This is a genomic window from Acidovorax sp. Root275, assembly GCF_001428965.1.
In the GTDB taxonomy this organism is placed as follows: Bacteria; Pseudomonadota; Gammaproteobacteria; order Burkholderiales; family Burkholderiaceae_C; genus Acidovorax; species Acidovorax radicis.
In genome coordinates this window covers 919,684-945,563 of the sequence record NZ_LMJH01000009.1, presented here as the reverse complement: position 1 = coordinate 945,563, position 25,880 = coordinate 919,684, and the positions used below count along the sequence as shown (strand labels likewise).

Sequence of the window (25,880 nt, the reverse complement as noted above, 5' to 3'; positions counted from 1 at the left end):
CAATAGCACGGGCTATTGGCTGCGCCCCGCGCCTTGCATCCCATCCCGGCAAGGCACTTGTGCAACTCCAAAAAGACTTTGAACAGGTTCTTATTGGTTTGGGGAATTCTTCCGATGCGTACTGAACGTTGGGGCCTGATGGCCCTGCTGGTTGTCACAGTGGTGTGGGGCACCACGTTCCCGGCGATGAAACTGCTCTCGGCGCAGCTCGATGCGCTGCAGATCATCTGGCTGCGTTTTGTGATCGCGCTGGTGGTGCTGGCGCCGCTGTGGCGCGGCATGCTGCGGCACGAACGGCGCTGGGGTTGCGCACTGGGCCTGCTGCTGTTCCTGGCGTTCTGGCTGCAGATCGAAGGGCTGGCGCGCACCAGCAGCAACCGCAACGCGTTTGTCACCGGGCTCAACGTGCTGGTGGTGCCCCTGATCGCCATGGCCTTCCTGGGCCGGCGCTACGGCTGGCGGCTGTGGGCGGCGTGCGCCCTGGCGTGTACAGGCATGGCGCTGATGTTCCATGAGAACGAGCCCTGGAACCTGGGCGATACGCTGACGCTGGCCAGCACCGTGTTCTACGCGCTATACATCCTGGCGCTGGAGGAATGCGCGCGCCGCACGGCGGCGCAGCCGCTGCGGGCCACGCGCATGGCCGCCGCACAAGCCACGGTGATGGCGCTGGCCTCCACCGCGCTGCTGCTGGCGCAGGGCGGTGGCATGGACTGGCTGCGCTCCACGGCAGACCTGCCTGTGGATGCCTTGCTGGCGCTGCTCTATCTGGGCCTGCTCGCCAGCGTGGTGGTGGTGACGCTGCAGGCCTGGGGCCAGCAGCGCGTGGACGCCATGCGCAGCGCCATCGTGTTCGGGCTGGAACCTGTGTTCGCAGCGCTGACGGCCTGGGCGCTGCTGGGCGAAAGGCTGGGTTGGGCAGGGCTCGGTGGTGCCGCGCTGATCGTGGCAGCCCTGGTGTTCAGCCAGATCCAGCCCACTGGGCGGACCGGCACCGTGCAACGGGCCTGACGGAGCGGGACGGAGCGGGACGGAGCGGGACGGAGCGGGACGGAGCGGGACGGAGACCGGTTGAGAACGAAAATCTTACTAAAAATAGGCCCTGACGCTTATCTGTATTGCGCTACCAGCTATCTTTTTTGAACCAATGGCTTAGGGAGCGATCATCTGCACTTCGCTCGCCTTGCGTGGCTTGCCAATCGGCGCGGAGGCCAGGCCTTTCTGCACGGCTGCCAGATCTTCCTCGTTGGGGTATTCGCCCAGCAGCCAGTAGTCAAACACCCGGCGCGCGATGGGGGCGGCATGGGCCGCGCCGAAGCCGGCGTTTTCCACAATCGCCGCGAGCACAATGCTGGGGTTTTCGGCCGGGGCAAAGGCGGTAAACAGCGAATGGTCGCGTTGGTGTTCTTCGAGGGACTTCGCGTTGTATTTGACGTTCTGCCCCATGGTCACCGCTTGGGCGGTGCCGGTCTTGCCACCGGCCGTGTACGGCGCCCCGGCAAACACGCGCGTGCCGGTGCCGCCCTTGTTCACGGCGACCATGGCGTTGCGCACGATGTCCACGTTCTTGGGCAGAAAACCCAGGTCTACGCCAGGGGGCTGCTGGATCTCGGTGATGGCCCCCGTAACCGCATTCTTCACGGCCTTGGCCATGTGCGGCCGGTAACGGGTGCCCCCGTTGGCCAGCGTGGCCTGCGCCAGCGCCAGCTGCAGCATGGTGAAGTTGTTGTAGCCCTGGCCAATGCCCAGCGACACGGTTTCGCCAGGAAACCAGCGCTTCATTTCGGGACGCTTGTAGGCATTGCGCTTCCACTCGGTGCTGGGCAAGGTGCCCCGCACCTCGCCATTGAGGTCGATGCCCGTGGCCTGCCCAAGGCCCAGCGGCTTCATGAAGTCATGGATGGCATCCACACCCATCTCCACCGCCAGCGAGTAAAAGTAGGTGTTGCTCGATTGCTGAATGGCGCGGTGCATGTCCACCCCGCCCAGCCCACCTTCATGGCTGCGGAAGGTGTGGCCGCCGAAGGTGTAGAAGCCCGGATCGTTGACCACCAGGCTGGGCGAGCGCTTGCCCAGCTGCAGCGCAGCCAGCGCCATGAAGGGCTTGTAGGTGGAGCCTGGCGGGTAGGTGCCGCGCATGGCGCGGTTGAGCAGAGGCTTGTCGATGGATTCGTTGAGCGCCGTCCAGTTCTCCACGTCAATCCCCTCGACAAAAAGATTGGGATCGAATGTGGGCTTGCTGACCAAAGCCAGGATCTCGCCGTTGCGCGGGTCGATGGCCACCAGCGCACCCCGGCGGTTGCCGTACATGTCTTCAATGAGCTTTTGCAGCTTGATGTCGATGGACAACATCACGCTGTCACCAGGCGTGGCCGCGTGGCTGGAGAGCTTGCGCACCGCCCGCCCGCCCGCCGACGTTTCCATCTGCTCGACGCCGGTGGCGCCATGCAGGGCGGACTCGAAACTCTGCTCGATGCCCAGCTTGCCGATGTATTCCGTACCCCGGTAGTTGGCTTCGTCCTCGGAATCCTGGATGCGCGCCTTCTCGGTCTGGTTGATGCGGCCGATGTAGCCGATGGCATGGCTGGCCACATCGCCCATGGGATAGTTGCGGAACAGGCGCGCCTTGATGTCCACACCCGGGAAGCGGTAGCGCTGGGCGGTAAAACGCGCAACCTCCTGGTCGGTCAGGCGCGTGCGGATGGGCAGGGACTCGAAGTTGCGCGACTCTTCCATGAGCCGCTTGAAGCGGCGGCGGTCACGGCTCTGGATCTCCACCACCTTGGACAGCTCATCGATGGTTTCGTCCAGCACCCCCGCGCGCGAAGGCGTGATCTCCAGCGTGTAGGCCGAATAGTTGGTGGCCAGCACCACGCCGTTGCGGTCCAGGATGAGCCCCCGGTTGGGCACGATGGGCACGACGGCCGTCCGGTTGCTCTCCGCCTGCGCCGCCAGGTCTTCGTGCCGGACCACCTGCAGATACACCAGCCGGGCAGCGATGAGGCAGAACGCAAAAAACACCAGTGCGCCGATGACCAACGCCCGCATCCGAAAGCGCGACGCATCGGCTTCGCTGCTGCGCACCTCGGTCACGCCCTACCCCCCATTCGGGCACACGCAGTCCCGTGCTTACCGTCCACGGGCAAATACGGACCGTTGGCAAAACGCGCTGGCATCAAGGAAGGCATGGGCTACAAAGGCCGGTTCTGGTCGCGGTCGGGCGGGCGTCGCTGCGGGGCCAGCAGCACCCAACTGGCCAGAGGCCACAGCAGGGCCTCCAGCATTGGCGCGAGAAAACTCCACAGTCCCGGGAATATGCCCCCGGACGCCATCCGCAGCAAGAGCTCGATGGCGTGGGCAAGGGCAAACAGGGGCAACACCTGCAAGGCCTGCGACGGCACACTGAACCACAGCAGGCGGCGGTGGATGGCAATCGCGCCAAACGACAGCACGGTGTAGGACAGCGCATGCTGGCCCAGCAGCGCCGACTGGCTCACATCCATGCACAGGCCCAGCAGGAAGGCCACGCCCATGCCGATGCGCAGTGGCTGGTGCACGCCCCAGAAGACCAGCAGCACCATCAGCACATCAGGCGTCCAGACGATGCGGCCCAGTGGCAGCATGTTGATGGCCAGCCCCACAGCCAGGCTGGCGACAATAAATACCGGGTTGACCGGAAGCAGCAGCGGCTCGCCGCGCGGCATGATCATCGCGCGCTCCCTTTCGAAAGGGGTTCACCCTTTCGCAGGCCGTGGTCCAGCCACCGCCTCCTTGACACGTACTTCGTCATCCCCGGCGCCCTCCGCGTTTCGCGGGCGTCGGGTGCGCGGGCTCCGGCCGCGGCAGCGCGTTCTCGGCCAAGGGCTGGAGGACCACCACGTGGCGTGCCCCTTGCACCTGGGCCAGGGGCGTGCAGTAGACCCTGGCGAAGGCGGAGTCGGCCCGGCGCTCCACCCGCAGCACCCGTGCCACGGGCAGGCCCGAGGGGTACAAACCGTCCACGCCGCTGGTCGTCAGCAGGTCATCCTCGCGAACGTCGGCATTCGCAGGCATGAAGCGCAGCTCCATGCCGCCGCCGTGTCCGGCCACGGGATCGCCATAGGCCACCCCGCGCGCGCCCGTGCGAACGTTCAGCACGGGAATGGCCTGGTCGCGGTCCACCAGCAAAGTGACTTCGCTCACGAGCGGAAAAACCCGCGTGACCTGGCCCAGCACGCCCGCCTCGTCCATCACCGGGGCACCCAACATCACGCCGCCCATCTGCCCGCGGTCGATCACCACGCGGCGCGTATAGGGGTCGGCCGTGTCATAGATCACCTCTGCGGCCTGCGCCGGGGTTTCCAGGCGGTCGCGCAGCGCCAAGAGCTGTCGCAGCCGCCCGTTTTCCAGGGCCAGTTGTTCCGCCTGGTTGGCGCGCTGGCCCATCAGGGTCATCTTCTGGCGCGCGGCATCCAGCCCTTCCTGGGCGGTCTGCAGCGACTGGAAATAGTCCGCGCCGTGGCTCGCAAACTCCACGGGCTTGAGCATCAGCCATTGCACCGGATAGAGCACGGTGGCCACCGCCTGCCGAAAAGGCCCGGTGAGCTGAAAGCGCGCATCGGCCACCATGAGAAACAGCGCCAGTGCGCTGTAGACGGCCAAACGCGACAGGGCCGAAGGGCCCTGTTTGAAGAAAGGGGGAGCGCTGCGCTCAAGAGTACCCAGTGGCATCGTGCGAAGCGGTCAGGATCTGCCGCGTGGAGGCAACTCCACGGGCATGTGCTCAGACAGAAGCAATGGAGCAGGTGCGGTCATGCAGTTCAGAGCGAAAAAGTGCCTGCAGCATACAGGCCCGCAGGCTTACTCGCTCGTGAAAATGCTACCCAGGCGGTCCATGCGCTCCAGCGCAATGCCGCAGCCGCGCACCACGCAGGTCAGCGGGTCTTCCGCCACCAGCACCGGCAGGCCGGTTTCTTCGGCCAGCAGGCGATCCAGGTCGCGCAACAGCGCGCCGCCGCCGGTCAGCATCATGCCGCGGTCGGCGATGTCGGCGCCCAGCTCGGGCGGGGTCTGCTCCAGCGCGTTCTTCACGGCAGAGACGATCTGGTTAAGCGGGTCGGTCAGCGCCTCCAGCACTTCGTTGCTGGAAATGGTGAAGCTGCGCGGTACGCCTTCGGACAGGTTGCGGCCCTTGACCTCCATCTCGCGCACTTCCGAACCAGGGAAGGCCGAGCCAATGCTCTTCTTGATGGCCTCGGCCGTAGGTTCGCCGATCAGCATGCCGTAGTTGCGGCGGATGTAGCTGATGATGGCTTCGTCAAACTTGTCGCCACCGACGCGGACGCTGCCCTTGTAGACCATGCCGCCCAGCGAAATCACCCCGACTTCGGTGGTGCCACCGCCGATGTCCACGACCATGGAGCCCGAGGCTTCGGACACCGGAAGGCCCGCGCCGATACCGGCGGCCATAGGTTCTTCGATCAGATAGACGGCAGTAGCGCCAGCGGCTTCTGCAGCGTCCTTGATGGCGCGGCGCTCGACCTGGGTGGAGCCGCAGGGCACGCAGATGATGATGCGCGGGCTGGGGGTGAACAGCGTGCGCGGGTGCACCATCTTGATGAACTGCTTGATCATCTGTTCGGTGATCACGAAGTCAGCAATCACGCCGTCCTTCATGGGCCGGATGGCCTCGATATTGCCGGGCACCTTGCCCAGCATGGCTTTCGCTTCGCGGCCTACCGCCTGAATGACTTTCTTGCCGTGCGGCCCGCCTTCGTGGCGGATGGCGACGACGGAAGGTTCGTCAAGCACAATGCCCTTGTCGCGGGCGAAAATGAGGGTGTTGGCGGTGCCAAGGTCAATGGCAAGGTCGGTGGAGAAATACCGACGGAAAGCTCCGAACATTCAAAAATCCTCTCAGGCACGGCATGCACGTCGGCCTGCCATCGCCAGGTGTGTCAGGGTGTGGGTGGGGGTCAAAAATCGCTTTTTTCGCACAAAAACCGGCAGTGAAGGGGGTATTGCGGCAAAGCCGGGATAATACCCCATCCCCTGTGAATAACTCCCTCCGGCGCGGCCCGGATCACAGCTTTACTTCTGGTTTCTCTAGATTCTCCTCCCTATGGCACTGACCCCCCAGGACATCGGCCGCATCGCCAATTTGGCACGGCTTGAGCTGACACCCTCCGAAAGTGAGCGCATGCTGACCCAGCTCAATGGCTTCTTTGACATCGTGGAACAGATGCGGGCTGTGGATACCTCGGGCATCACGCCCCTGGCGCACCCCGTCGCTGCCATCCAGGACGTGGCTTTGCGGCTGCGCGAGGACGTGGCCAGCGAGCCCAACCAGCGTGAAGCCAACCAGAAGAGCGCACCCGCTGTAGAGCGCGGCCTGTTCCTCGTCCCCAAAGTGATCGAGTGAGACGCGCATGAGCACAACAACGACCAAAGCCCTGCACGACCTGGGCGTTTCCGAATTGGCCACCGGCCTGCGCAACAAGCAATTTTCTGCCGTCGAAGCCGCCCAGCATTTCCTGGCCCGCGCCAAAGCGCACCAGAATCTGGGCGCCTATGTGGCCCTGAACGAAGACGCCACCCTGGCCCAGGCCCAGGCCGCCGATGCGCACCTTGCCGCTGGCACGGCGGGCGCACTGGAAGGCGTGCCGATTGCCCACAAGGACATCTTCGTCACGCGCGACTTCCCCAGCACGGCGGGCTCCAAGATGCTCGCGGGCTACCAGTCGCCCTTTGATGCCACCGTCGTCACCAAGCTGGCCGATGCGGGCGCCGTGACGCTGGGCAAGCTCAACTGCGACGAGTTCGCGATGGGTTCGTCCAACGAGAACTCCGCCGTCGCCCCTGTGGGCTTTGGCGCCCCGGCCCCCGTGCGCAACCCCTGGGACACCAGCCGCATCCCCGGCGGCTCGTCGGGTGGCAGCGCCGTGGCCGTGGCCGCGCGCCTGGCCCCGGCCGTCACCGGCACCGACACTGGCGGCTCCATCCGCCAGCCCGCATCGTTTTGTGGCATCACCGGCATCAAGCCCACCTATGGCCGCGCCAGCCGCTACGGCATGATCGCCTTTGCGTCCAGCCTCGACCAGGCCGGCCCCATGGCCCGCTCGGCCGAAGACTGCGCGCTGCTGCTGTCTGCCATGTGCGGCCCCGACCCGGACCGCGACTCCACGTCGCTCGATGTGCCTGCCGAGAACTTCAGCGCGAAGCTCAACGACAGCATTGACGGCCTGCGCATCGGCATCCCCGCCGAGTTCTTTGGCGAAGGCCTGGCGCCCGATGTGCGCGCCGCCGTGGACGCCGCCCTGAAGGAATACGAAAAGCTCGGCGCCAAGCTCGTGCCCATCAGCCTGCCGCGCACCGAGCTGTCCATCCCCGTGTACTACATCATTGCCCCCGCCGAAGCCTCGTCCAACCTCAGCCGCTTCGACGGCGTGAAGTTCGGCCACCGCGCCAAGGACTACACCGACCTGGTGGACATGTACAAGAAGACCCGCGCCGAAGGCTTTGGCGACGAGGTCAAGCGCCGCATCATGATCGGCGCCTATGTGCTGAGTCACGGCTACTACGACGCCTATTACCTGCAGGCGCAGAAGATCCGCCGCATGATCGCCGACGACTTCCAGAACGCGTTCAAGAGCTGCGACCTCATCGCCGGCCCCGTGGCCCCCACCGTGGCCTGGAAGCTGGGCGAGCATGGCGCCGACCCGCTGGCCGACTACCTGGCCGACATCTTCACCCTGCCCGGCTCGCTGGCCGGCCTGCCCGGCATGAGCGCGCCTGCAGGTTTTGGCGAAGGGGGTTTGCCCGTGGGGCTGCAGCTGATTGGCAACTACTTCCAGGAAGCCCGCCTTCTGAACGCTGCGCACCGCCTGCAGCAAGCCACCGATTTCCACCTCCGCCAACCCGGAGGTCTGTGACATGACGACGACCAGCAAATTGATCCACGGTTATGAAGTCGTTATCGGCTTCGAAACCCACACCCAGCTTGCCACGCAGAGCAAGATCTTCAGCCGCGCGCCCACCGCCTTTGGCGCCGAGCCCAACACGCAGGCCTGCGCGGTGGACCTGGCCCTGCCCGGCACGCTGCCCGTGATGAACCGCGAAGCAGTGGCCTGCGCTATCAAATTAGGACTGGCTCTGGGCTCCCACATTGCGCCAGTGAGTATTTTTGCCCGTAAAAACTACTTCTACCCCGACCTGCCCAAGGGCTACCAGATCAGCCAGTTCGAGATCCCGGTGGTGCAGGGCGGCGAGGTGGAGTTTTTTCTCGGCGACGAAAAGAAAACCGTGCGCCTGGTCCGCGCCCATCTCGAAGAAGATGCGGGCAAGTCCCTGCACGAAGACTTCATCGGCCAAAGCGGCATTGACCTGAACCGCGCCGGCACGCCGCTGCTGGAGATCGTGACCGAGCCCGACATGCGCTCGTCCGACGAAGCCGTGGCCTATGCGAAAGAGTTGCACAAGATCGTGACCTGGATCGGCATCTGCGACGGCAACATGCAGGAAGGCAGCTTCCGCTGTGACGCCAACGTGTCCGTCCGCAAGCCCGGCGGCCCGCTGGGCACGCGCCGCGAGATCAAGAACCTGAACTCGTTCAAGTTCATGCAGCAGGCCATCGACTACGAGATCCGCTGGCAGATCGACCAGATCGAGGACGGCCACGCCATCCAGCAGGCCACCGTGCTTTTCGACCCGGATACGGGCGAAACACGCGCCATGCGGACCAAGGAAGACGCGGCGGATTACCGCTACTTCCCTGATCCGGATCTGCCTCCGCTACACATTTCAGAGCAATGGGTGCAGGAACAACGTGCGCTGATGGCCGAATTGCCCCGCACTATGGCCGCGCGTTTTGTGGCGGACTATGGTCTGCCCGAATACGACGCCACCACACTTACACAGAGCAAGGCGATGGCGGCCTATTTCGAAGCAGCAGCCAAGGCCTGCGGTCAGCCCAAGCTGGCCAGCAACTGGATCATGGGCGAGGTGTCACGGCGCATGAACCTGGGAGAGATCGGCATCGAGAAAGCACCGGTCACTTCGGTGCAACTGGCTGCGCTGATTGGCCGGATCGCCGATGGCACGATTTCCAACAATGCAGCGAAGCAGGTGTTTGATGCATTGTGGGAAGGTGAAGCTGCAGACGTGGATACCCTCATTGAGTCCAAAGGCCTCAAGCAGATGAACGACTCCGGCGCGCTGGAGAAAATCATCGACGAGGTGATTGCCGCCAACCCCGACAACGTGGCCCAGTTCCGCGCGGGCAAGGACAAGGCGTTCAATGCACTGGTGGGCCAGGCGATGAAGGCCAGCAAGGGCAAGGCGAACCCGCAACAGGTCAATGACCTGCTGCGTGCCAAGCTGGCGGGCCGACTTCAAGACCTGTAAACACAGGCGCAAAGAACAAAGGGGTCCGCGAGGCCCCTTTGTTTTTTTATCCTGAAGTCGGTTCTTTAAGTGATTTTCGCAGCGCGGGCTCTGGGCAGATCAGCCCCCCAACCTCGTCTATCGAGCTCCCGACGCAGGAGGCACCGCGCTGGCAGAGGGTTTCGCAGCCGCTGCGGGAGACACGCGCTGAGGGTCCCACAGCTTGCGCAGCTGGGCCAGTTCAACGTCAAAGCGCTGGTGCACGCGGCGCTTTTCCTGGTCCTGTCCCGTGATGAAGCGCTGCTGCTCGGCAAGGCTGTCGTCAATCTCAGCGATCTTGCGGCGCAGCGTCATGGGCGCCTTGTTGGGGTCCTTCTTGTAGAACTCCATCTCCACATCGAGCTTCTTGCGCTCCGCCTTCAGCTCGGTGATTCGCTTTTCTGCTGTAGCCGTCACGTCATCCACCATCTGGATGGCCGCCGTGCGCTCCACATCGTGGGACGCCTTGTCGGGGTAGCGCGCGACGAGAACGCGTTCACGCCGGCGCTCTTCGACAATGCGGGCGCGCTCCTCGGCATCCTTGCGGTTCTGGGCGTCCTGGGCGGCACGCTCCAGCTCCGTGAGCGAGGGTCCGATCTGGCGGCGTGTGATGCCCGAGGGGCTGAGTTCGCGCTGCTCCCGGTCCAGGCATTCCGGAATAGGCCGGTCGGCCGTCAGCCGGCGCCCGTTGCGGTCCACACACGTGTAGATGCCGCCAGACGCTTCCTGAGGCTGCGCCGAGGCCAGCTCCACGCCCAGGGTGAGCAGCACCAACCCGCCCATGATCCACGCCGACTTGCTCAAATCATCTACCCTTCGTTGACGCCGTACCGCTGGCGGTAGGCCAGCACTTTTTCGTGATGCGAGCGCATCCCCTCTTCCCCGTTTTGCGAGAGATACAGCAATAAGTCTGCCAGCCGGGCGATGGCACACACCTGCATGCCCAGCTGATCGCGCACGTACTGCACCGCGCTATGGTCCACGTCCTGGCCATTCTCTGTGGCTTTTTCCTGGCGGTCCAGCGCAATTGCAACCGCATGCGGCGCGGCACCGGCGGCGCGGATGATCGCAATGGATTCGCGGGCAGCGGTCCCTGCCGACATGACGTCATCCACGATCAGCACCCGGCCTTTCAAGGGGGCACCCACCAGCGTGCCGCCCTCGCCATGGTCCTTGGCCTCCTTGCGGTTGTAGGCAAAAGGCACGTTGCGCCCCAGCCGGGCCAGCTCCACCGCGACCGTGGCCGCCAGGGGAATGCCCTTGTAGGCCGGGCCAAAAACCATGTCGAATTCGATGCCACTGGCCAGCAGTGCTTTTGCATAGAATTCCGCCAGCCGTCCCATCTTGCGGCCGTCGTCGAACAACCCTGCATTGAAGAAGTAGGGGCTCAGGCGCCCCGCCTTGGTCTTGAATTCACCGAACCGCAGCACGCCCGATTCGACGGCAAAACGTACAAAATCCTGCGCCAGCTGGCCCTGTCCAGAGGTTTGCGCGCCAACATCCACCATGGGGAATTCCTTGTTCAAGTTAACCAGCCTCAATCTCAATGGCATCCGCTCGGCCACCAGCAAAGGCGTGGAAAGCTGGATGGCAGCCACGCGGCCGGATTGTATTTGTGTGCAGGAAGTGAAGGCCCAGGCGGCCGACATGGCCAACCGCTTCGAGCGCATGGCCGGCCTGCAAGGCCACTTCCACTATGCCCAGAAAAAAGGCTATTCCGGCGTGGGCGTCTACACGCGGCACGAGCCTTCGGATGTAGTCATTGGCTATGGCTCTGAAGAGTTCGATACAGAAGGCCGCTATGTGGAGCTGCGTTTCGACACGCCGGCCCGCAAGCTGTCGATCATCAGCGCGTACTTTCCGAGCGGCTCGTCGGGCGAGGAGCGCCAGCAGGCCAAGTTCCGGTTTCTGGCCGAGTTCCATCCCCATCTGATGAAAGTCAAGGGCGAACGCGACTTCATCCTGTGCGGCGACATCAACATTGCGCACCAGCAAATTGACCTCAAAAACTGGCGCAGCAACCAGAAAAACAGTGGTTTTTTGCCCGAAGAGCGGGCCTGGATGACAAAGTTGTTGCACACAACTGATGAAGGCGGCGGCATCATAGACGTTTACCGCCAGTTACAACCTACCGCCACGGACACCGCCTACACATGGTGGAGCAACCGGGGGCAGGCGTATGCCAACAACGTGGGGTGGCGGCTGGACTACCACCTGGCCACCCCCGCGCTCGCAGCGCTGGCACGTGCTGAATCCATCTACAAAAGTGAAAAGTTCTCGGACCACGCGCCTATCACGGTGGACTATGACTTCAGCCTTTGACGATGCCCGCCTCTGACCATTGATGCCCGACACCGCAGCCTCCACCGCCCCCCCGCCCCACGGTTTCCGCCCCGCCAACGCGGAATCTTTGTGGAGACAGCTCTCCACCCCCCACCCCACCGTCGGCAAGGCGCGCCACCTGGGGGAGGCGCTGGTCCATGCGGGCATGCTGTCCCCCTCGGCTCTGGAAGACGGCCTCAAGAAGCAATTGCAGGAGCGCGGCGCCGGGCAACACCGGCTGATCGGGCAGATCCTGGTGGAAGGCGGCGTCCTCACCCAGGAGCAGCTGCGCCAGGTCATTGCCGCGTGGCTGGGCGAGTACACCGTACACCCGGGCGATATTGCGCCAGAAGCGACGGCCCTGGCCCTGGTGCCACGCGCAGTGGCAGAGCGTGAATCCGTGCTGCCGCTGATCGCCCGCGAAGACGCGCTGGTGTTGCTCATGGCCGATCCCTGTGACCGCGTGCTGCTGGACGAACTGCGGTTTCTCACACAGCGCCGGCTCCTTCCGCTGCAGGCCGCACCCGGCACGCTGATGCCCGCCATCCACCGCGCCTACCGCACCCAGCCCGGTGGCGGCGCCGACGCGGCCACCGCCGCACGCGCCACCTCTCGCGAGCTGGCGGCCAACCTCGGCAGCACGGCCCCGGACGCGGACTCCGAGCAGGCCGACGTGATCAGCGAGTCGGACAACACCCTGGTGCGGCTCATCAACTCGGTGATCGACGAAGCCATCCACCACCGCGCCTCCGACATCCACATCGAGACCGAGCCCGCGCCGCAGAACGTGCGCATCCGCCTGCGCATCGACGGCGACCTCACGCCCTACCTGGAGCTGCCGGCACGCTACCGCTTCGCGATGGTGGCGCGCATCAAGATCATGGCGGGCATGGACATCTCCGAGCACCGCAAGCCCCAGGACGGCAAGATCGACTTCGCCCGCTTCGGCGGCCCGCCGGTGGAGCTGCGTGTGGTCACCGTGCCCACCTCGCGCGGGCTGGAAGACGTGGTGCTGCGCCTGCTGGCCGGTGCCAAGCCGCTGCCGCTGGAGAACATCGGCCTGAGCCCGCCCAACCTGCAGGCCCTGCGGGCGGTGGTGCAAAAGAGTTACGGCCTGGTGCTGGTGTGTGGCCCCACGGGCTGTGGCAAGACGACCACGCTGCACTCGGTGGTGCGCGACATCAACACCGCCGGCCGCAAGATCTGGACGGCCGAAGACCCCATCGAGATCACGCAGGAGGGCCTGCGCCAGGTGCAGGTGAACCCGCGCATCGGCTGGACTTTTGCAGCCGCCATGCGCACCTTTCTGCGCGCCGACCCGGACGTCATCATGATCGGCGAGATGCGCGACGAGGAAACCGCGCGCATCGCCATCGAGGCCTCACTCACCGGCCACCTGGTGCTGTCCACCCTGCACACCAACTCGGCGCCCGAGAGCATTGCGCGGCTGCTCGAGATGGGCCTGGACCCGTTCAACTTCTCGGATTCTCTGCTTGCCATCCTGGCCCAGCGCCTGGTGCGCCGCCTGTGCACGGCCTGCCGCGAGCCGCGGGTGGCCGACCACGACACGCTGCTGGGCCTGGCGTCGCAGTACCTGGACAGTGGCACCCGCAACACGCCCGAGGCCTGCGAGGCGCAGGTGGCGCGCTGGCGCCAGCAGCATGGCGGCGCACAGGGCGAGCTGCGCCTGTGGCGGCACGTGGGCTGCACGAAGTGCGACGGCCACGGCTACCACGGCCGGCTGGGCATCCATGAGCTGATGCTGAGTGACGAGGCCATCCGCCAGCACATCCGCCACCGCGCCCCCGCCTCGGACATCCGCCATTCGGCACTGGCCGCGGGCATGCTGACGCTGCGCCAGGACGGCATCGAAAAGGTGCTGCAGGGGTTGACCGACATGTCGGAAGTGGTGGCGGCGACCAACCTGTGATGTGCGCCCACTCCGGCGATGGCTACCGCTGGAAAAATGTGAAAAATGGCCGCTGGCGCTTAACAGATAAGCGCTAACGACTATCAAAAAATGAGCGTCATCCGGATTGAGCCCCGCTCGCCGACTTGTTCACGCCGCCGCCTCGGCGATCCAGCTCGTAGTGAAACACCTTGGCAATGATCTGCCAGCGCCCATCCACATGGATCAGGTTCAGCAGGTCGGTGAAGTGCTTGGGCAGGATGGCGCATTCGACCTTGGCCAGGGCGGTCACCGGCCCGGCAAATTCAATCGACAGGATGCGCTCCTGCACCGTCTCGCCCCGGCTCGCGGGCGAGGGGCGCTCGTCCACGATGGGGAAATATTCCTCCATGCGCAGGATCACCGCAGGCTCGGCCGTGGCGCAGGCATAGACCGCCTGCGGGTGGAACACGCGGCGCAGGCGCTGGGTATCGCTGTGGCACAGGCCGTCGAAATACTCCTGCAGCACGGCGGCGACTGCGTCGAAGCGCGGATCACTCATGGCGCGCTCCCGTCGGTGGCGGCGCGAGCGCGCTGGCGGCGCACGGTCACCGTCTCACCGGCCACCCCCCAGTTGTCGGTTTCGACCTCGTCGATCACGACAAAGGTGGTGGCGGGCTCCTTGTTCAGAACGCGCACCAGCAAATCGGTCGCACCCTGGATCAGTGCGGCCTTTTGCGCACTGCTGACACCTTCGCGGGTCACTTTGATGTTGATGTAAGGCATGGCGTGTTCCTTGTGGATGGATGAATGAACGGCGTCTCAGCCCAGCAACCCTTCGGCCCGCATCGCGGCCTGTACCGCGGGGCGCGCGGCCACACGGCGCATGAACGCCTGCAGATGGGCCAGGTCGCTGATGTCCAGCTTCACGAACTTGGCCCAGCCCAGCACCACAAAAAGGTAGGCGTCGGCCGCCGTGAAGTGCTCGCCCGTCAGGTAGTTGCCGTCCTGCAGTTGCGCGTCCAGCCACTCCATCTTCTTGCGCAGCAGGGCGGCCAGCGCGGCCTTGGCGTTGTCATCCAGCCCGGCGTGGAACAGGGGCGTGAAGGACTTGTGCAGCTCGGTGCTGACGTAGTTCTGCCACTCCATCACCCGGTAGCGCGCCCGCGTGCCGGCGGCCGGCATCAGTTGCGTGGCCCGGGCCTGGTCGGCGATGTATTGCGCAATGACCGGGCCTTCGGTGAGGCGGGAGCCGTCGTCCAGCTCCAGCACGGGCACCTGGCCTTTGGGGTTGATCGCATAGAAATCCTGCCCATCGGCCGTCTGGTGGCGCGCGGTATCGACCTTCTCCAGCGCAAACGGCAAGCCACATTCCAGCAGCAGGATGTGGGGCGACAAGGAGCAGGCGGCGGGGGAAAAGTACAGCTTCATGGGGAGGCCTTGGGGGCGTGGTGGAAAGGTGAAGCGATGGTATTGGCGATGCAAACAGCAATAAACTAGGCACCAGTAATTTCACTGATTACATGAAGTAATAAACAAGACATGGCGCGCCAATTTGACGACCTGAAGCTGGGCAGCATCGAGCTGTTCTGCCTGACCGCCCAGTGGCAAAGCTTCACGGCCGCCGCCCAGGCGGCCGGGCTGACGGCGGCGGCGGTGAGCCGATCCGTGGCACGCATGGAGGCGCGCCTGGGCGTGCGCCTGTTCCAGCGCACGACACGCCAGGTGCGGCTGACCGACGCCGGCAAGCGCTACTACGAGCAATGCCGCCAGGCGCTGGGGCAGCTGGCCGAGGCAGAACGCGAGCTGTCAGGCCAGCAACAAAGCCCGGCGGGCCTCGTCCGCTTCAGCCTGCCCACCTCCTATGGGCACTGCCGCATCCTGCCCCTGCTGCCCGCATTTGCGCAGGCCTACCCCGGCGTGGAGCTGGAGCTGCAGTTGAGCAACCGCAACGTGGACTTCACCGAGGAAGGCTTTGACCTGGCCGTGCGCGGTCGCGCGCCCATCGACTCGGGGCTGGTGGCACGCAAGCTGGAAGACGCCGCCCTGGTGGTGGTCGCCGCCCCGGCGTATCTGGCGCGTTGCGGCACGCCACACGAAGCGGCCGACCTGGCGGCGCACGAATGCATCCAGTTCGTGCTGCCCAGCAGCGGGCAGGCGGTTGCGTGGATACTGCGCGACGCGGCCGGGCGCGATGTGGAGGTGCCCACCCAAGGCCGCCTGCGCTGCGCCGATGACATCCTGGGCCCCGTGACCCTGGCGCGTGCCGGCGCAGGGCTGCTGCAGACCTACCGGTTCATTGTGGAAGCCGACCTGCACAGCGGTGCCTTGCAGGAGGTGCTGCCCGCACATGCCGGTGCCTCCCGCCCGTTTTCGCTGCTGTACCCCGCCAACCGGCACATGCCGCTGCGCGTGCGGGTGCTGGTGGATTTCCTCGTTGATCGGCTGGCGCGGGCTTGACCCTGTCCCGTCCGCCATGCGCCAGACCCGCAAAATACACAAAACCAATCCTCAGGGTAGCGCTGAACAAACTTTTAAAAGTGCTCTCTATGAAAAGAACGCCTTTTAATAGCGCAAGCTGCTCATAAAGAATGAAAAAATTCTCGGGGTGCGAGGCCTTGGCACTGTTAAGCAGTAAACATATTTTCAAATCTCGTTACTTTTGAAGTGATTCCGTCTTTCCCCAGAGGGGCCACGTTGTACTCCCTCTACGAAGCATCGGTTCGAATGGGAAGATTCGCTTCCATGCGTTCTGGACCGAGGGCTGTCGTCGGGCGACCTCCAAGCACCAATCATCTTTTTCTGGGGTACAGAGCACGCGACTTCTGCAGCATCGTGCTGGATGACGCCATCGCCCCAACAACCTTACTTCAAGAGCACACCCTCTTTCCAGTATTCACATGCCTATATAGCAGTCAACTTGAAGAAGAGATCCGTCACAACCTGATCTCAGGCAATCGAACCGTGAGCCAGACCAAGCTTCGAACGACCGGCTACGTAGGATACGTTTCGGAAAGACCACGGCTCTGCCAACAATGCGTTATCGACGACCTGAGAACGCACGGGCATGTTTATCAACGATTAGCTCATCAGTTAGCGAACGAGCGTCATTGTGACACTCACGGCTTGGAACTTTGGGAAGGGTGTAAGTGTAAAGCCGAACCCTTCAGATGGGACGGCGCTTTTCAGACCTGTCCCACTTGCCGCACGGCACCTTCCCCGATAAGCAGCAACTCTCTCCACAACCATGCATACGCATTCAAAGTTCTCAATGATATTCTAAAAAGATTACTTAATGGTGATGCACCGGAAATGAAGCTTCGGTGCAGGAGAATTTCAATAAGAATGATTGCCAATGAATTAAAAACAAACCCAAATTCATTAATTCAGAAATTCCTGGACTGGATGCAAATCATCAATCCATCAGATTTTTCCGTCATATTTCGCAGTGGCGGTCCAATTGGCTATTTGAAGCTTGCCCTCGAAGGCTACCATTTTATGAACCATAGAGTAAACTTGATGGCATATGCTTTCGCGTGGGAGCAACTCCCAACACATATCAAGAATCGGCTCGCTGCGAATTAGTGCCCATTTCAAAAACAAGAGGAAATAGATCAATTATCGTGTCAGCCGATAAATCCATCACACGCTCCTTTTTGGACAGAGCAGATAGCGCCCACGAAAAAATTCTCTGATGCGTTTCACATGCTTCGATGCTGGCAACCGAACTGCACTCGTCTAGTGGCACTGAGATCGCCCAAGTAATAACAGCAGGTGCATATCCATGCCTTATGACGCAAGCATCATATAGAAATTCACGCTGACTCCCTCCATACTCTGACCGACACTCCACATAAAAGCGATCGAGTAATTCAATACTAACCAAATAAAGATTTGAAGGGTAATCCAACCGGTTGCCGTCGTGCCTTACTGAGTCCAGCAAATTCTGCTTAAACAGTTCGAGCATGGGCAATGCAATACCAAGGGACCGAAGATCGGCGCCATGGACCAGCATCGCGCCATACAGGCAGCGTACCCAGCCCGCCTGAGCAGAAGTGTCAACGCGCAACTTTGCCTGCCATAGTAGGTAGGCGATCGCGCCTAATGCATCAAGCGGCTCCAAAATAACCAGTTTCCTGACATACAGGATTGCAAAGTCGGGCGACGTCCACTGAGAAGGCGATCTAGCCGCATCAATTTCAAGCTGTACCTTGGGCGCAAAGGAGGTTTTAACTCTTGCGAGTTGACCCAGCGAAGAATACTGCCGGTCTATCAACAACCACACAGGGTGGTTGATCAATGCTGCTGAGCCTGGAAATTTCTCGTCTGAGCGCGCGACGAGTGCACTTTGAGGTACCGCCGTGCCCCTCGAGTATCGAATCCATTTGTTTGAATGCATGTGAATTCGATTTTTGTCACTTACATCAACTTTGTACGCGCTCGGCTCGGCAAGCTTTCCCAAAGCATAAGCAGAGATCCCCGGCGTTTCAGACGCCAGATACCTATACCAACAAACGGTCCGTAGTGCGTCCGCTGGACCCCGGGATTTCCCTGCTCGGTTGCGCTTCAGAGGGGTCTTAGAGAGCGCGCAAAAGTCAATTAATGACAATTCGAACGTATCTTTCATAGGAGGACTAGAGTAGAAATTTGGCAAATCGTACTTGTTGTGCCCTCCAATACAGACCGATAGCATCTGTGCGATGGACTACCGTCCGTCCAAAAATGAAATGGAACAAGTAAATCAGCTTCTCCTCTTTCCCGGTCGCTTATTGCAGGCCCGCGAAAGATGTTCGACCAGCCAAAAAGCAGTAGCGCTGACCGTTGGGATCGACCAAGCTTTTTTCTGTGGCGTTGAGAAGGGACGCCGACCTCCTTTCACTGACCGTGTTCTGGGCCAGTTGTCCGTGTTGCTTCAGTTAAATCCAGGGGACACGGAGGCGCTCGCTTGGGCTGCCAAGCATGATCGGTGCATCCGCTCCGTATGGCAACTGACCGAGTCCGAAGAAGAGACACGCCTCGTGTCACAGCTGCTCACCACGGCCCAATGGCTGGATGGGGCTCAGCGAGCTGGATTGCTGGCTTACCTGGAGTCGCTCCAAGAAAGTGCGACCCGTCTATCAAGGCTCACCGAAAAGGGAGGCGATATGACGCACAAATAAAAACGGCGAGCACGAGGGCTCGCCGGAAAAGTCTTGGCCAAAACCAAAACCTAAGCAATTGAATTCTCAGGCCAGACGCATCCCGAGTCAAGCATCCGCTTCGCATCACAAATGCAAGCGCGAGCAAGTGGACTCAACATAGTCTACGGATTTTGCACGTCGAATCCAGTCGACCCCGCCCGCCCTCAGCTCCTACGAATTGTCCAAACGCTTTGTGCGTGAGGCTTTAACTTCATCCTTGAGCAAGGAGGGAGACGGTATGCCGTCTACATCAAGAAATGCCAGTGCGCTCGCGAGGGAGGCAGGGTACAGCGCGCCGTATTTGTATTTGTTGGAAGAGGATACACAACCGGTCGGGAAAGCATTGTCGCAATACTCACTGCGGCAACTCGGCAAGGTCAGTACTGCGATTCGCGCCGGAGCTGGACAAGGATATGACGAACACTACCAACCATGGATTCGAATCCGAAGAAACTTCTCATCGCCCGTCAGCTACCAAATCTTTGACTCTGTCTCCATCCATCAAAGAAATCACCATTTTCTATCCTCGCTCGAGTTTCACACTGCGCTGATTTGTGCATACCTGGGTGCACAGGGACTACGCGAGTGCTTACCCATGTGGCCGTATGAACATCCGCATCCAGCCCAACATCTGGACCAGGGTCAGCGCACTACACAAGGACTGATCGACATTGCAAAACACTTGGGTATTGATCACGGGTGCTTTGTCGGCACAACCGTCCCCTACATTGGCTCTATCGATCTGATGCTGAACGGCACGGTGCGGCAGAAGCCTCTCGCGGGTATAAGTTGCAAGCCCGGAGCAATCGCAGCCAACAGTGCCCGTGCCCAAGAACGCATTGAGCTAGATCGAGCTTATTGCCATGCAGTCGGGGCTCATCATCATCATGAAACAGGCGAGTCCATTCATCCGAAGTTTGTTGAAAACTTGAGATGGCTACGGCCGCTAACCAGCGAATTACGTCTTTATAGAGGTTCACGGCAACTTGCCGACTATGTCGCAAGTTTCAATAACTATGCACTTGAGCGCCCCATCCGCGACGCTGTCGCAGAGGCCGCCCGAGAAGCATCCGTAGTCGATCGCGACCCCTTTCGACTGTGGCGGTTGGGTATATGGCTACAGTCGATCGATATCGACCTAACGATACCCGTTGAGACAACAAAGATGATACGACGCGCCAGTCAAGACTATCTTCGAAACCTGCGCGCAACCTTCTTTGGGGCATCCAATGAGTGAACTCCATCTCGGCTGCGCACTTTTGACACGACTACCGACAAAACAACCGATGTTGTACGCGCGTGTCATACATATGGACCCGTTTGAAGATGTAGTCGCCATCTCATTCTTCCCAGAAAAAAATTCTGCCGGATTTCAAAAAAATTACATCAAAAAACCTGTCTTCCGCAGACTCTCATCTCTTGAGGCACAGATCGCTGACGGCGAATTCGCCGTAGCGAAATTCGAAACTCCCAGCCACTGGCTCTTATCAAACAAACAACTTCATAGCAATTCGTCTACCGACTTACTTAGAAAAACTCGCCGGGATCTACGTAAATGGCTTAAGCATAGAAGAGACGCATATCAGCTCATCAGACCCTTTGTCCACCATCGCACAGTAGCTCAGATTATTCTGGACCCGAAGTTCTCAGGATGGCCGACGATGCGTGCCAAAGAGCTTGGTCACAAGAGTTGCGCCAAGGTGCAGAGGGCATTAAATGCGTTCATCCTCGGGCTCGGTCTGCGCAACTCGCTGCTTCCGTGGTATCCACATTCTGGTGGCCCTGGAAAAGAAAAGCACAGCAACAAAAAGACTGGCAGACCTCGTGAGTTTGGCGATAGCGAGAATCGCTTGGCAGGCGTCAACTGCTCAGAAGATGTCCGCAAAATCTTTGCAATGGGGTGGCGTAAGTACAAAAAGCCGGGAGTATCAACTCAGGTGGCCTTCCATAACACGCTCAACGATTGGTTCGCAACTTCAATCAAGTGGGAAGGAAGCAATGCGGTAGTCACGCTTGGCCCAGAAGCTCAAAACTACAACCCAGCCCAATTCGAGTACTGGGGCACTCGAGCTACAGACGCGCTCACCGCAAGGCAAATCCATCGAGGCGAGACTCATGTCCGGCAAGAGTACATGAGGCGCCAAGGAAAGATTAAGGATCGGCATAACTCAATGAACGGAGAGGGGTACCTCGACAGCACGCCCACAGATCAAACATTAGTCTCTTCCGCATCGCGACTCAAGCCGCTCAGCTCGCCGATACGGACGGAGGTTATCGGAGCCGGATTTGGGATCGACTACATCTTCGGTTCGTATGTGGGATTCGAGCACGCAAGCTCAACTACAGCGCTACTCGCAATTTTGCATGCTGCAGAAGACAAGGTTCTCTATTGCGCAAAAAATGGCATAACGATTGAACCACGCGACTGGCTGTCTATTGTTCTTCGCCAGTACGTTATGGACAACGGCGAAGGAAAGAACAAAGCCGTGATGAAAACGCTGGAAGAAATCGAGTTAGGAGCGAGCTTCGGTTCAGCTTACCAGTCAATCAACAAGGCTCCTGTCGAATCGAACTTCAACCGGGCACACAAGGATCTTGACCACCTTCTTCCTGGATCAACGATGGGCCGTCGTCCACGTCGCGGGGAGCCAGCGCGTGCGGAACTTGCTCGGCTCAACTTCCAAGAGTTTTTACCACTCGAGATCAAGCGCATTCTGCGTCACAACAACGAAGAGGTAATCAGGCTACCCCTGGTGGCAATGAGACGTGACGGTGTTGAACCTACACGACGAGGCGCCGTCGAGTGGCTTCTAGCAAACGGTTACTTGAGCTCAACAGCACAAGACCTTACGGCACTCAAAGTGCGTTGCCTGCCGCGAATTTCTGGATCTCTTGGGCCAGAGGGAATACATCTGTACGACCCCTTTTATGCAGCTAAGCGTCTCATACCTGAACTGGTCTACATAAACGACTGGCTCCAACGCTCCGGGACCCTGGGAACACTCGGAGGAAAGCGGAAGCACATTGAGGCTCACATCAATCCGTCGGATCTTTCACAGTGCTGGTGCAATCTCGGCGGATCACTACAGCTACTTCACCTTAAAAGTGGAGACCCCGATCTGCAGCACATGACGCTGCTCGACTGGCTTTCCATTACCCGAGACGATCGACTGGTGGCGTTTCTCAGTAAAGCTGCCGAACAAAACCGTGGGCTGCAACGCGCCGCTGAGATCAAACAAGCCACGTCAAAGGCGAACACAGAACGCAAGGCGGAGATCAAGTCCATTGGAGCCAAGCCGACCAAATCGCAGCTCAAGCGTGACATACGGGCGAACACTTCGCTTGAGCGATCTGCACAAAGTGGAGTACCAAAGCTGTCAAAGACAGAAAGGATGAAACTGGTCGGTCAAGCCCCTGCTGCACCAATTGTTCTGAGCAGTGTGAGCACTCGGGCAATCCCGTCGTCGGAAGTCGAAGACGTTATGCGCCAACTACTCGAAGACTAATCAGGAGCAGGAAAATTCCAATCGATTCAAACCCACTGCTCGCCTTTCTGAAAGACGCAGAGAGCAATCCACTGCTAGCGCACATGCCACCGAAACTGGGCATGTTAGAGCTCGCAAAGGCTTTGCGCAATCGGCCCATCAGCAAGGAAAACGTTTCTGAGATTCCACTTGCTCGCCGCCACGAACTCGTCGACATATTTAAGTCGATTGTCGTTCCAAGCAGTGCCGGGATTGAGTTCATCTCTAGCGTCCAGAACATACTCTACCAAGGCCTGATGCAACGCAATCCGCGCATAGAGGCCAATCGGCAACGCCTCCGCGATACGTCCGAATTCAAAGGCACGAGGGAGAAGTCTGTTCCTTGGTTTCCCTCATTTGCCTCGGGAGCCATTCTCGAAGCCATCACTGGAATGGGCAAATCACAAATACTTGATCGATATCTCTCGTTGTTGCCAACGGTGATTGAACATGGAGCGATACCTGAATGCCAATGGGCCAAGCTTAAGCAACTGGTTTACTTGAAGGTACACATGCCATCGGACGGTTCGAGGGGCGGCTTCCTTGAATCGGCATTTCTTGCGTTGGACGCATCCCTAGGTTCAAACTATCGTGAGCAATTCAAGAGTTGGACTGTTGAACGCAAGGCAGTCGCTTTCTTGCACCTACTCTCCCTCCATTGCTGCGGGCTGCTTATAGTGGAGGAAGCGCAGGAAAAAAATTTAGCCCATACAGCTTTCGCACGAGAGTTCCAGACCTTCTTCTTGAGGGTCCTCAATTGGGGAATCCCTACAGTCGTACTCGGCAATCCTCTGGCCTTCACCGAATTGCGAAGTTTCTCGCAAGACGCTGATCGTTTCTCGGAGGGTGGATGGCACACGATGTTTCCGGTTGCCGAACCTACAGATGCTGAATGGGTCAATCACTGGATGCCAGGACTGTGGACACCCACCTTGCTTGATGAGCCAGATGCCCCATATTCACCACTCCCAAACGGGATTGCTGAGCCCACGCTGGATCACTTCATCTGGAATCGGACGGCTGGCGTGCCACGGTACCTGTGCAGGCTTCGGCGCGAAGTTCAAAAACACGCGCTGTTCGCGCAAAAAGCGATCAATACCGAGATGATCGATTTCGTGTACCGCAACAGCAAAACGTTTGACAGCATCCGCCCTCGCATTGAAGCGATGGTCGCAAAGGATTGGCAGAAATTGCAAATGTTTTCTGACATACCTGCAGGGACGTTCAGGCGTCTGTGGAATGGAGTCGAAATCAATATATCAACGCCCCCAGACACTGCGCGTGGAATGGCTGATAAGCCTAACCAGAAGGCTATTAAGCCCAAGCAAAGCACTCGAAGCAAGAAGGACCCACTGAAGACCCCATCACATCCGTCTCTTGACGAGAACTTCCAAGAATCTCAAATACGCAGTCTCGCGCTTGCAGCAAAACAAGCTGATGTCTAAACATGAAGACAGAAGCCCAACAGAAGCTCCCATTCATCCCTGCGTGGAGAGGCGATGAGTCGCTGTATTCGTGGGCATCTTCTTTTCACAAAAATTGTGGAAACGGTTCGCACCGTGACACTGGAATGTTGCTATTTGGTGCCGCACATGCCTGCAAGGAGCGCGATGCACCTACGGGGATTCCACACTTTGTGCATGCTACCGATGGGAATCTGGGCAACTTGCCAGAGCTTCTGCGAACACGATGCTCAGTGGGCATATTCATACCCTTTCTGACACCTGCTAGGCGAGCGATTTTTATTGACCGCGCGGAGACAGCAAACGGACCTGGGTGGACGACCACTCTTGGCATGTCGGCGAGCGGCCTTTCTCCGAATTCTCACTTACGCTACTGCGAATCATGTCTGAATGAGGATCTAGCAAACCTGCAATTGCCGAGATGGCGGTGGCCCCATCAACTCGCAGGATCATGGGTCTGCTCAGATCACGCCCAGCCCCTTAAAACTGCGATACATAGATCATTCACCTGGATACTCCCTAACGTATCGATTGGCGAATACCTGCACGCAGAGCCAACACCAACTCAACTTGAAGTCCTCCAGAGAATGTCCCGCCTCGCGCAATATGCCGCGCACCAGGAGCATCTTGACTTGTACGCAATCCGACAGTCTGCTTTGAATGAACTGCGGCGACAAGGCATTTCAAGTTGGTCGCATCCTTTGAACACAAGCAGATTGGCTGGTTGGTTTTCGGCATCCGAGCTGGCTGAGTGGTTGCGAACCGCTCAATCTCCGGAATCCAGCCTGGCGGCAGGCACTTGGATTCACGACCTGCTGAGGGGTCGTCGAGGGGACCACCCGCTGAAGTGGTTGCTGTTGTGGTCTGTTCTGTTTGCACACGAGCAAGATGCGTCAAGCCATCGACGCCTCTCGAGGCCGTGGTCCGAACCGCAATGGGATACGTTTGGTCAGAGCAGTCTATGGATCGAAGACATGACTGGCCTACCTGCCGATATCAACCAAATTATTTTGAATGCAGAGACCCTGGCCGATGCGGCGAAGAAGCTTGGAATAACAACCGGTGCGCTGCGAGATCGCCTTGTACAACTTGGCGATCGCGGTGGAAGCTACCGCAAGGGGCATGGCATGCCTTTACGTCGCCAACGTGCTGTGAACAGCATACTCAAGTTCATTGCGCATCGACCGGATTGCACGCTCGGTGACATTCATCGCGAATGCAAAGCCGCAGTCTCTTGGCTCCGAGCCAACTCTCCTGAAGACTTTGCAATTGCTACACGAGAGCTGCAGGCTAAATCGACTCGACAAATGCCACTTTTTTAAACCGAACAGATGCTCGTCCCAAGCAACTACTCATTGCTACAACTCCACTTGCTCCTCCAATTGGGCAACAAGCTCCGGCGCCTCCGAGAGTCCTACGGTCTGAGCACAGTAGAGATGGCGAGCCGCGTGGGAATCTCGCGCGGGACGCTGCGAGCAGTCGAAGCGGGAGATCCCACGCCGTCCATGGGTACCTACTTGAAAGCCATATCCGCTTTGGGCATCCTGGGCGACTTCGCGTTGTTGGCGGATGACGCCATGCGATTAGTCACTTCAAACACTGCGGCGACTGGGGCAAGCAGTGATGCGCCGTTGGCACGAATCGTCGTTTCCGCGGACCCCACGCGCCACCGGATCCAGGATCTACAAAGTCTCGCCCTGCATGAAGAAGCGGTGCGATGCGTTCGTGCTGACCCTGCGTTGCTCCAGCAGGCACAGGCAGTCCTGCAAAAGTGGCTGAATGCTGGGGATCAACGATCGGCCACCCTGTGGGTTGAGTGGAAAGACATCCTGGAGCATCGCAAGTGGCGTAAGGCACTGGGGAGAACCCATCGAGCGCAGGAACTGAGGCAAGCGTCCCCGATGACCGCTGTTCTGCCACCAGATGTCCGAAAACGCATCCTCCAAGAAGTCCGTGACCTAAAGGAAGGCGTCGTTCTTGAAATCGCCGGTAGGGCTCATCAATGACAAGCGCCGTTCGAACTAGCGACTGGCGACGGCCAGAATTTAACGCTCAATCCCCAGAATTGCACCATCGCTGGCTCGCACTGATCCCCGCCATTTCC

24 protein-coding genes are annotated in these 25,880 nt (G+C 60.2%); 14 read left to right on the top strand and 10 right to left on the bottom strand.

The genetic code is table 11. The features are described from left to right. Nucleotides 1-114: 114 nt before the first annotated feature. Nucleotides 115-1,011, top strand: a complete 897-nt coding sequence (locus tag ASE52_RS19225; RefSeq protein ID WP_057228377.1) for a DMT family transporter — start codon at nt 115-117, stop codon at nt 1,009-1,011. 141 nt (nt 1,012-1,152) lie between these two features. Here the strand turns inward: ASE52_RS19225 and mrdA are convergent, their stop codons facing one another. From mrdA to ASE52_RS19205, 4 genes are all read right to left on the bottom strand, one after another. Beyond that, a complete protein-coding gene (gene mrdA, locus ASE52_RS19220; RefSeq protein WP_057228375.1) occupies nt 1,153-3,093 on the bottom strand; it encodes a penicillin-binding protein 2 in 1,941 nt (646 codons plus the stop codon). Between the two features lie 98 nt (nt 3,094-3,191). Beyond that, nucleotides 3,192-3,710 (bottom strand): rod shape-determining protein MreD, encoded by a 519-nt coding sequence (gene mreD / locus ASE52_RS19215; RefSeq protein WP_057228373.1) that lies wholly within the window; start codon nt 3,708-3,710, stop codon nt 3,192-3,194. Between the two features lie 76 nt (nt 3,711-3,786). Continuing rightward, nucleotides 3,787-4,710 carry a rod shape-determining protein MreC gene (gene mreC, locus ASE52_RS19210; protein WP_057228371.1) on the bottom strand — a complete coding sequence of 308 codons (924 nt, stop codon included), beginning with the start codon at nt 4,708-4,710 and terminating at the stop codon, nt 3,787-3,789. 129 nt (nt 4,711-4,839) lie between these two features. After that, a complete protein-coding gene (locus tag ASE52_RS19205; RefSeq protein ID WP_010467056.1) occupies nt 4,840-5,883 on the bottom strand; it encodes a rod shape-determining protein in 1,044 nt (347 codons plus the stop codon). A gap of 217 nt (nt 5,884-6,100) precedes the next feature. Between ASE52_RS19205 and gatC the strand changes: the two genes are divergently transcribed. The 3 genes from gatC to gatB are packed head-to-tail and all read left to right on the top strand — an operon-like array spanning nt 6,101 to nt 9,381. Next, on the top strand, nt 6,101-6,400 hold the full coding sequence (gatC, locus tag ASE52_RS19200) for an Asp-tRNA(Asn)/Glu-tRNA(Gln) amidotransferase subunit GatC (RefSeq protein ID WP_010467054.1): 300 nt from the start codon (nt 6,101-6,103) through the stop codon (nt 6,398-6,400). Nucleotides 6,401-6,407: 7 nt separating this feature from the next. Next, nucleotides 6,408-7,910 carry an Asp-tRNA(Asn)/Glu-tRNA(Gln) amidotransferase subunit GatA gene (gatA, locus tag ASE52_RS19195; protein WP_057228369.1) on the top strand — a complete coding sequence of 501 codons (1,503 nt, stop codon included), beginning with the start codon at nt 6,408-6,410 and terminating at the stop codon, nt 7,908-7,910. Between the two features lies 1 nt (nt 7,911). Beyond that, entirely contained in the window at nt 7,912-9,381 is a 1,470-nt protein-coding gene (gene gatB, locus ASE52_RS19190; RefSeq protein ID WP_057228368.1) for an Asp-tRNA(Asn)/Glu-tRNA(Gln) amidotransferase subunit GatB, read from the top strand. 117 nt (nt 9,382-9,498) lie between these two features. Here the strand turns inward: gatB and ASE52_RS19185 are convergent, their stop codons facing one another. Together ASE52_RS19185 and pyrE are read right to left on the bottom strand one after the other, a co-directional pair. Next, on the bottom strand, nt 9,499-10,203 hold the full coding sequence (locus ASE52_RS19185) for a DUF4124 domain-containing protein (protein WP_140426280.1): 705 nt from the start codon (nt 10,201-10,203) through the stop codon (nt 9,499-9,501). 5 nt (nt 10,204-10,208) lie between these two features. Next, nucleotides 10,209-10,907 carry an orotate phosphoribosyltransferase gene (pyrE, locus tag ASE52_RS19180; protein ID WP_057228595.1) on the bottom strand — a complete coding sequence of 233 codons (699 nt, stop codon included), beginning with the start codon at nt 10,905-10,907 and terminating at the stop codon, nt 10,209-10,211. A gap of 10 nt (nt 10,908-10,917) precedes the next feature. Between pyrE and ASE52_RS19175 the strand changes: the two genes are divergently transcribed. Beyond that, complete coding sequence (locus tag ASE52_RS19175) at nt 10,918-11,721, top strand: exodeoxyribonuclease III (protein WP_057228363.1); 804 nt, start codon at nt 10,918-10,920, stop codon at nt 11,719-11,721. Nucleotides 11,722-11,743: 22 nt separating this feature from the next. Further along, nucleotides 11,744-13,651, top strand: a complete 1,908-nt coding sequence (locus tag ASE52_RS19170) for a GspE/PulE family protein (RefSeq protein ID WP_057228361.1) — start codon at nt 11,744-11,746, stop codon at nt 13,649-13,651. A gap of 97 nt (nt 13,652-13,748) precedes the next feature. Here ASE52_RS19170 and ASE52_RS19165 read toward each other — a convergent pair whose 3' ends face one another. From ASE52_RS19165 to gstA, 3 genes are read right to left on the bottom strand one after another with little or no spacing between them, the layout of a single operon-like run. Then, the gene (locus tag ASE52_RS19165; protein ID WP_057228359.1) at nt 13,749-14,171 is read right to left on the bottom strand and encodes a nuclear transport factor 2 family protein; all 423 of its coding nucleotides are present in this window, start codon (nt 14,169-14,171) and stop codon (nt 13,749-13,751) included. Then, a complete protein-coding gene (locus tag ASE52_RS19160) occupies nt 14,168-14,395 on the bottom strand; it encodes a 4-oxalocrotonate tautomerase family protein (protein ID WP_010467040.1) in 228 nt (75 codons plus the stop codon). Before ASE52_RS19160 ends, ASE52_RS19165 begins: the two co-directional genes overlap by 4 nt. A 36-nt stretch (nt 14,396-14,431) precedes the next feature. Beyond that, complete coding sequence (gstA, locus tag ASE52_RS19155) at nt 14,432-15,040, bottom strand: glutathione transferase GstA (RefSeq protein WP_057228357.1); 609 nt, start codon at nt 15,038-15,040, stop codon at nt 14,432-14,434. A 111-nt stretch (nt 15,041-15,151) separates the two neighbouring features. Between gstA and ASE52_RS19150 the strand changes: the two genes are divergently transcribed. Beyond that, entirely contained in the window at nt 15,152-16,069 is a 918-nt protein-coding gene (locus ASE52_RS19150) for a LysR family transcriptional regulator (protein WP_057228355.1), read from the top strand. A gap of 267 nt (nt 16,070-16,336) precedes the next feature. Further along, on the top strand, nt 16,337-17,194 hold the full coding sequence (locus tag ASE52_RS25810; protein WP_347230963.1) for a hypothetical protein: 858 nt from the start codon (nt 16,337-16,339) through the stop codon (nt 17,192-17,194). Here ASE52_RS25810 and ASE52_RS25805 read toward each other — a convergent pair. Beyond that, nucleotides 17,169-18,236 carry a hypothetical protein gene (locus ASE52_RS25805; protein ID WP_140426278.1) on the bottom strand — a complete coding sequence of 356 codons (1,068 nt, stop codon included), beginning with the start codon at nt 18,234-18,236 and terminating at the stop codon, nt 17,169-17,171. The genes ASE52_RS25810 and ASE52_RS25805 overlap by 26 nt on opposite strands. A gap of 73 nt (nt 18,237-18,309) precedes the next feature. On the opposite strand from ASE52_RS25805, the gene ASE52_RS25800 reads away from it, so the two are divergent. The 6 genes from ASE52_RS25800 (at nt 18,310) to ASE52_RS19135 (ending at nt 25,782) form a co-directional block, all read left to right on the top strand. Further along, nucleotides 18,310-18,768, top strand: a complete 459-nt coding sequence (locus tag ASE52_RS25800) for a helix-turn-helix domain-containing protein (RefSeq protein WP_140426277.1) — start codon at nt 18,310-18,312, stop codon at nt 18,766-18,768. Between the two features lie 259 nt (nt 18,769-19,027). Continuing rightward, nucleotides 19,028-20,026, top strand: a complete 999-nt coding sequence (locus ASE52_RS25795) for a hypothetical protein (protein ID WP_140426276.1) — start codon at nt 19,028-19,030, stop codon at nt 20,024-20,026. Beyond that, nucleotides 20,019-22,295: a hypothetical protein gene (locus ASE52_RS25790; protein WP_140426275.1), complete on the top strand. Its 2,277-nt coding sequence runs from the start codon at nt 20,019-20,021 to the stop codon at nt 22,293-22,295. The genes ASE52_RS25795 and ASE52_RS25790 overlap by 8 nt, the downstream gene beginning before the upstream one ends. Nucleotides 22,296-22,396: 101 nt before the next feature. Continuing rightward, nucleotides 22,397-23,758 (top strand): hypothetical protein, encoded by a 1,362-nt coding sequence (locus ASE52_RS19140; protein ID WP_140426274.1) that lies wholly within the window; start codon nt 22,397-22,399, stop codon nt 23,756-23,758. Nucleotides 23,759-24,750: 992 nt separating this feature from the next. Beyond that, nucleotides 24,751-25,098: a hypothetical protein gene (locus ASE52_RS26350; RefSeq protein WP_241777054.1), complete on the top strand. Its 348-nt coding sequence runs from the start codon at nt 24,751-24,753 to the stop codon at nt 25,096-25,098. 9 nt (nt 25,099-25,107) lie between these two features. Then, nucleotides 25,108-25,782, top strand: a complete 675-nt coding sequence (locus tag ASE52_RS19135) for a helix-turn-helix transcriptional regulator (RefSeq protein WP_056057426.1) — start codon at nt 25,108-25,110, stop codon at nt 25,780-25,782. Nucleotides 25,783-25,880 lie beyond the last annotated feature (98 nt).

Coding starts and splice junctions, on each gene's coding strand:
- ASE52_RS25790 (WP_140426275.1), top strand. CDS start 20,019: ATGAGTGAACTCCATCTCGGCTGCGCACTTTTGACACGACTACCGACA.
- mreC (WP_057228371.1), bottom strand. CDS start 4,710: ATGCCACTGGGTACTCTTGAGCGCAGCGCTCCCCCTTTCTTCAAACAG.
- gatC (WP_010467054.1), top strand. CDS start 6,101: ATGGCACTGACCCCCCAGGACATCGGCCGCATCGCCAATTTGGCACGG.
- gatB (WP_057228368.1), top strand. CDS start 7,912: ATGACGACGACCAGCAAATTGATCCACGGTTATGAAGTCGTTATCGGC.
- ASE52_RS19205 (WP_010467056.1), bottom strand. CDS start 5,883: ATGTTCGGAGCTTTCCGTCGGTATTTCTCCACCGACCTTGCCATTGAC.
- ASE52_RS19170 (WP_057228361.1), top strand. CDS start 11,744: ATGCCCGACACCGCAGCCTCCACCGCCCCCCCGCCCCACGGTTTCCGC.
- ASE52_RS19225 (WP_057228377.1), top strand. CDS start 115: ATGCGTACTGAACGTTGGGGCCTGATGGCCCTGCTGGTTGTCACAGTG.
- ASE52_RS19140 (WP_140426274.1), top strand. CDS start 22,397: ATGTTAGAGCTCGCAAAGGCTTTGCGCAATCGGCCCATCAGCAAGGAA.
- ASE52_RS26350 (WP_241777054.1), top strand. CDS start 24,751: ATGACTGGCCTACCTGCCGATATCAACCAAATTATTTTGAATGCAGAG.
- gstA (WP_057228357.1), bottom strand. CDS start 15,040: ATGAAGCTGTACTTTTCCCCCGCCGCCTGCTCCTTGTCGCCCCACATC.
- mreD (WP_057228373.1), bottom strand. CDS start 3,710: ATGATCATGCCGCGCGGCGAGCCGCTGCTGCTTCCGGTCAACCCGGTA.
- ASE52_RS19165 (WP_057228359.1), bottom strand. CDS start 14,171: ATGAGTGATCCGCGCTTCGACGCAGTCGCCGCCGTGCTGCAGGAGTAT.
- pyrE (WP_057228595.1), bottom strand. CDS start 10,907: ATGGTGGATGTTGGCGCGCAAACCTCTGGACAGGGCCAGCTGGCGCAG.
- ASE52_RS25810 (WP_347230963.1), top strand. CDS start 16,337: ATGGGAAGATTCGCTTCCATGCGTTCTGGACCGAGGGCTGTCGTCGGG.
- ASE52_RS25800 (WP_140426277.1), top strand. CDS start 18,310: ATGGACTACCGTCCGTCCAAAAATGAAATGGAACAAGTAAATCAGCTT.
- ASE52_RS25795 (WP_140426276.1), top strand. CDS start 19,028: ATGCCGTCTACATCAAGAAATGCCAGTGCGCTCGCGAGGGAGGCAGGG.
- ASE52_RS25805 (WP_140426278.1), bottom strand. CDS start 18,236: ATGAAAGATACGTTCGAATTGTCATTAATTGACTTTTGCGCGCTCTCT.
- ASE52_RS19150 (WP_057228355.1), top strand. CDS start 15,152: ATGGCGCGCCAATTTGACGACCTGAAGCTGGGCAGCATCGAGCTGTTC.
- ASE52_RS19135 (WP_056057426.1), top strand. CDS start 25,108: ATGCTCGTCCCAAGCAACTACTCATTGCTACAACTCCACTTGCTCCTC.
- gatA (WP_057228369.1), top strand. CDS start 6,408: ATGAGCACAACAACGACCAAAGCCCTGCACGACCTGGGCGTTTCCGAA.
- ASE52_RS19160 (WP_010467040.1), bottom strand. CDS start 14,395: ATGCCTTACATCAACATCAAAGTGACCCGCGAAGGTGTCAGCAGTGCG.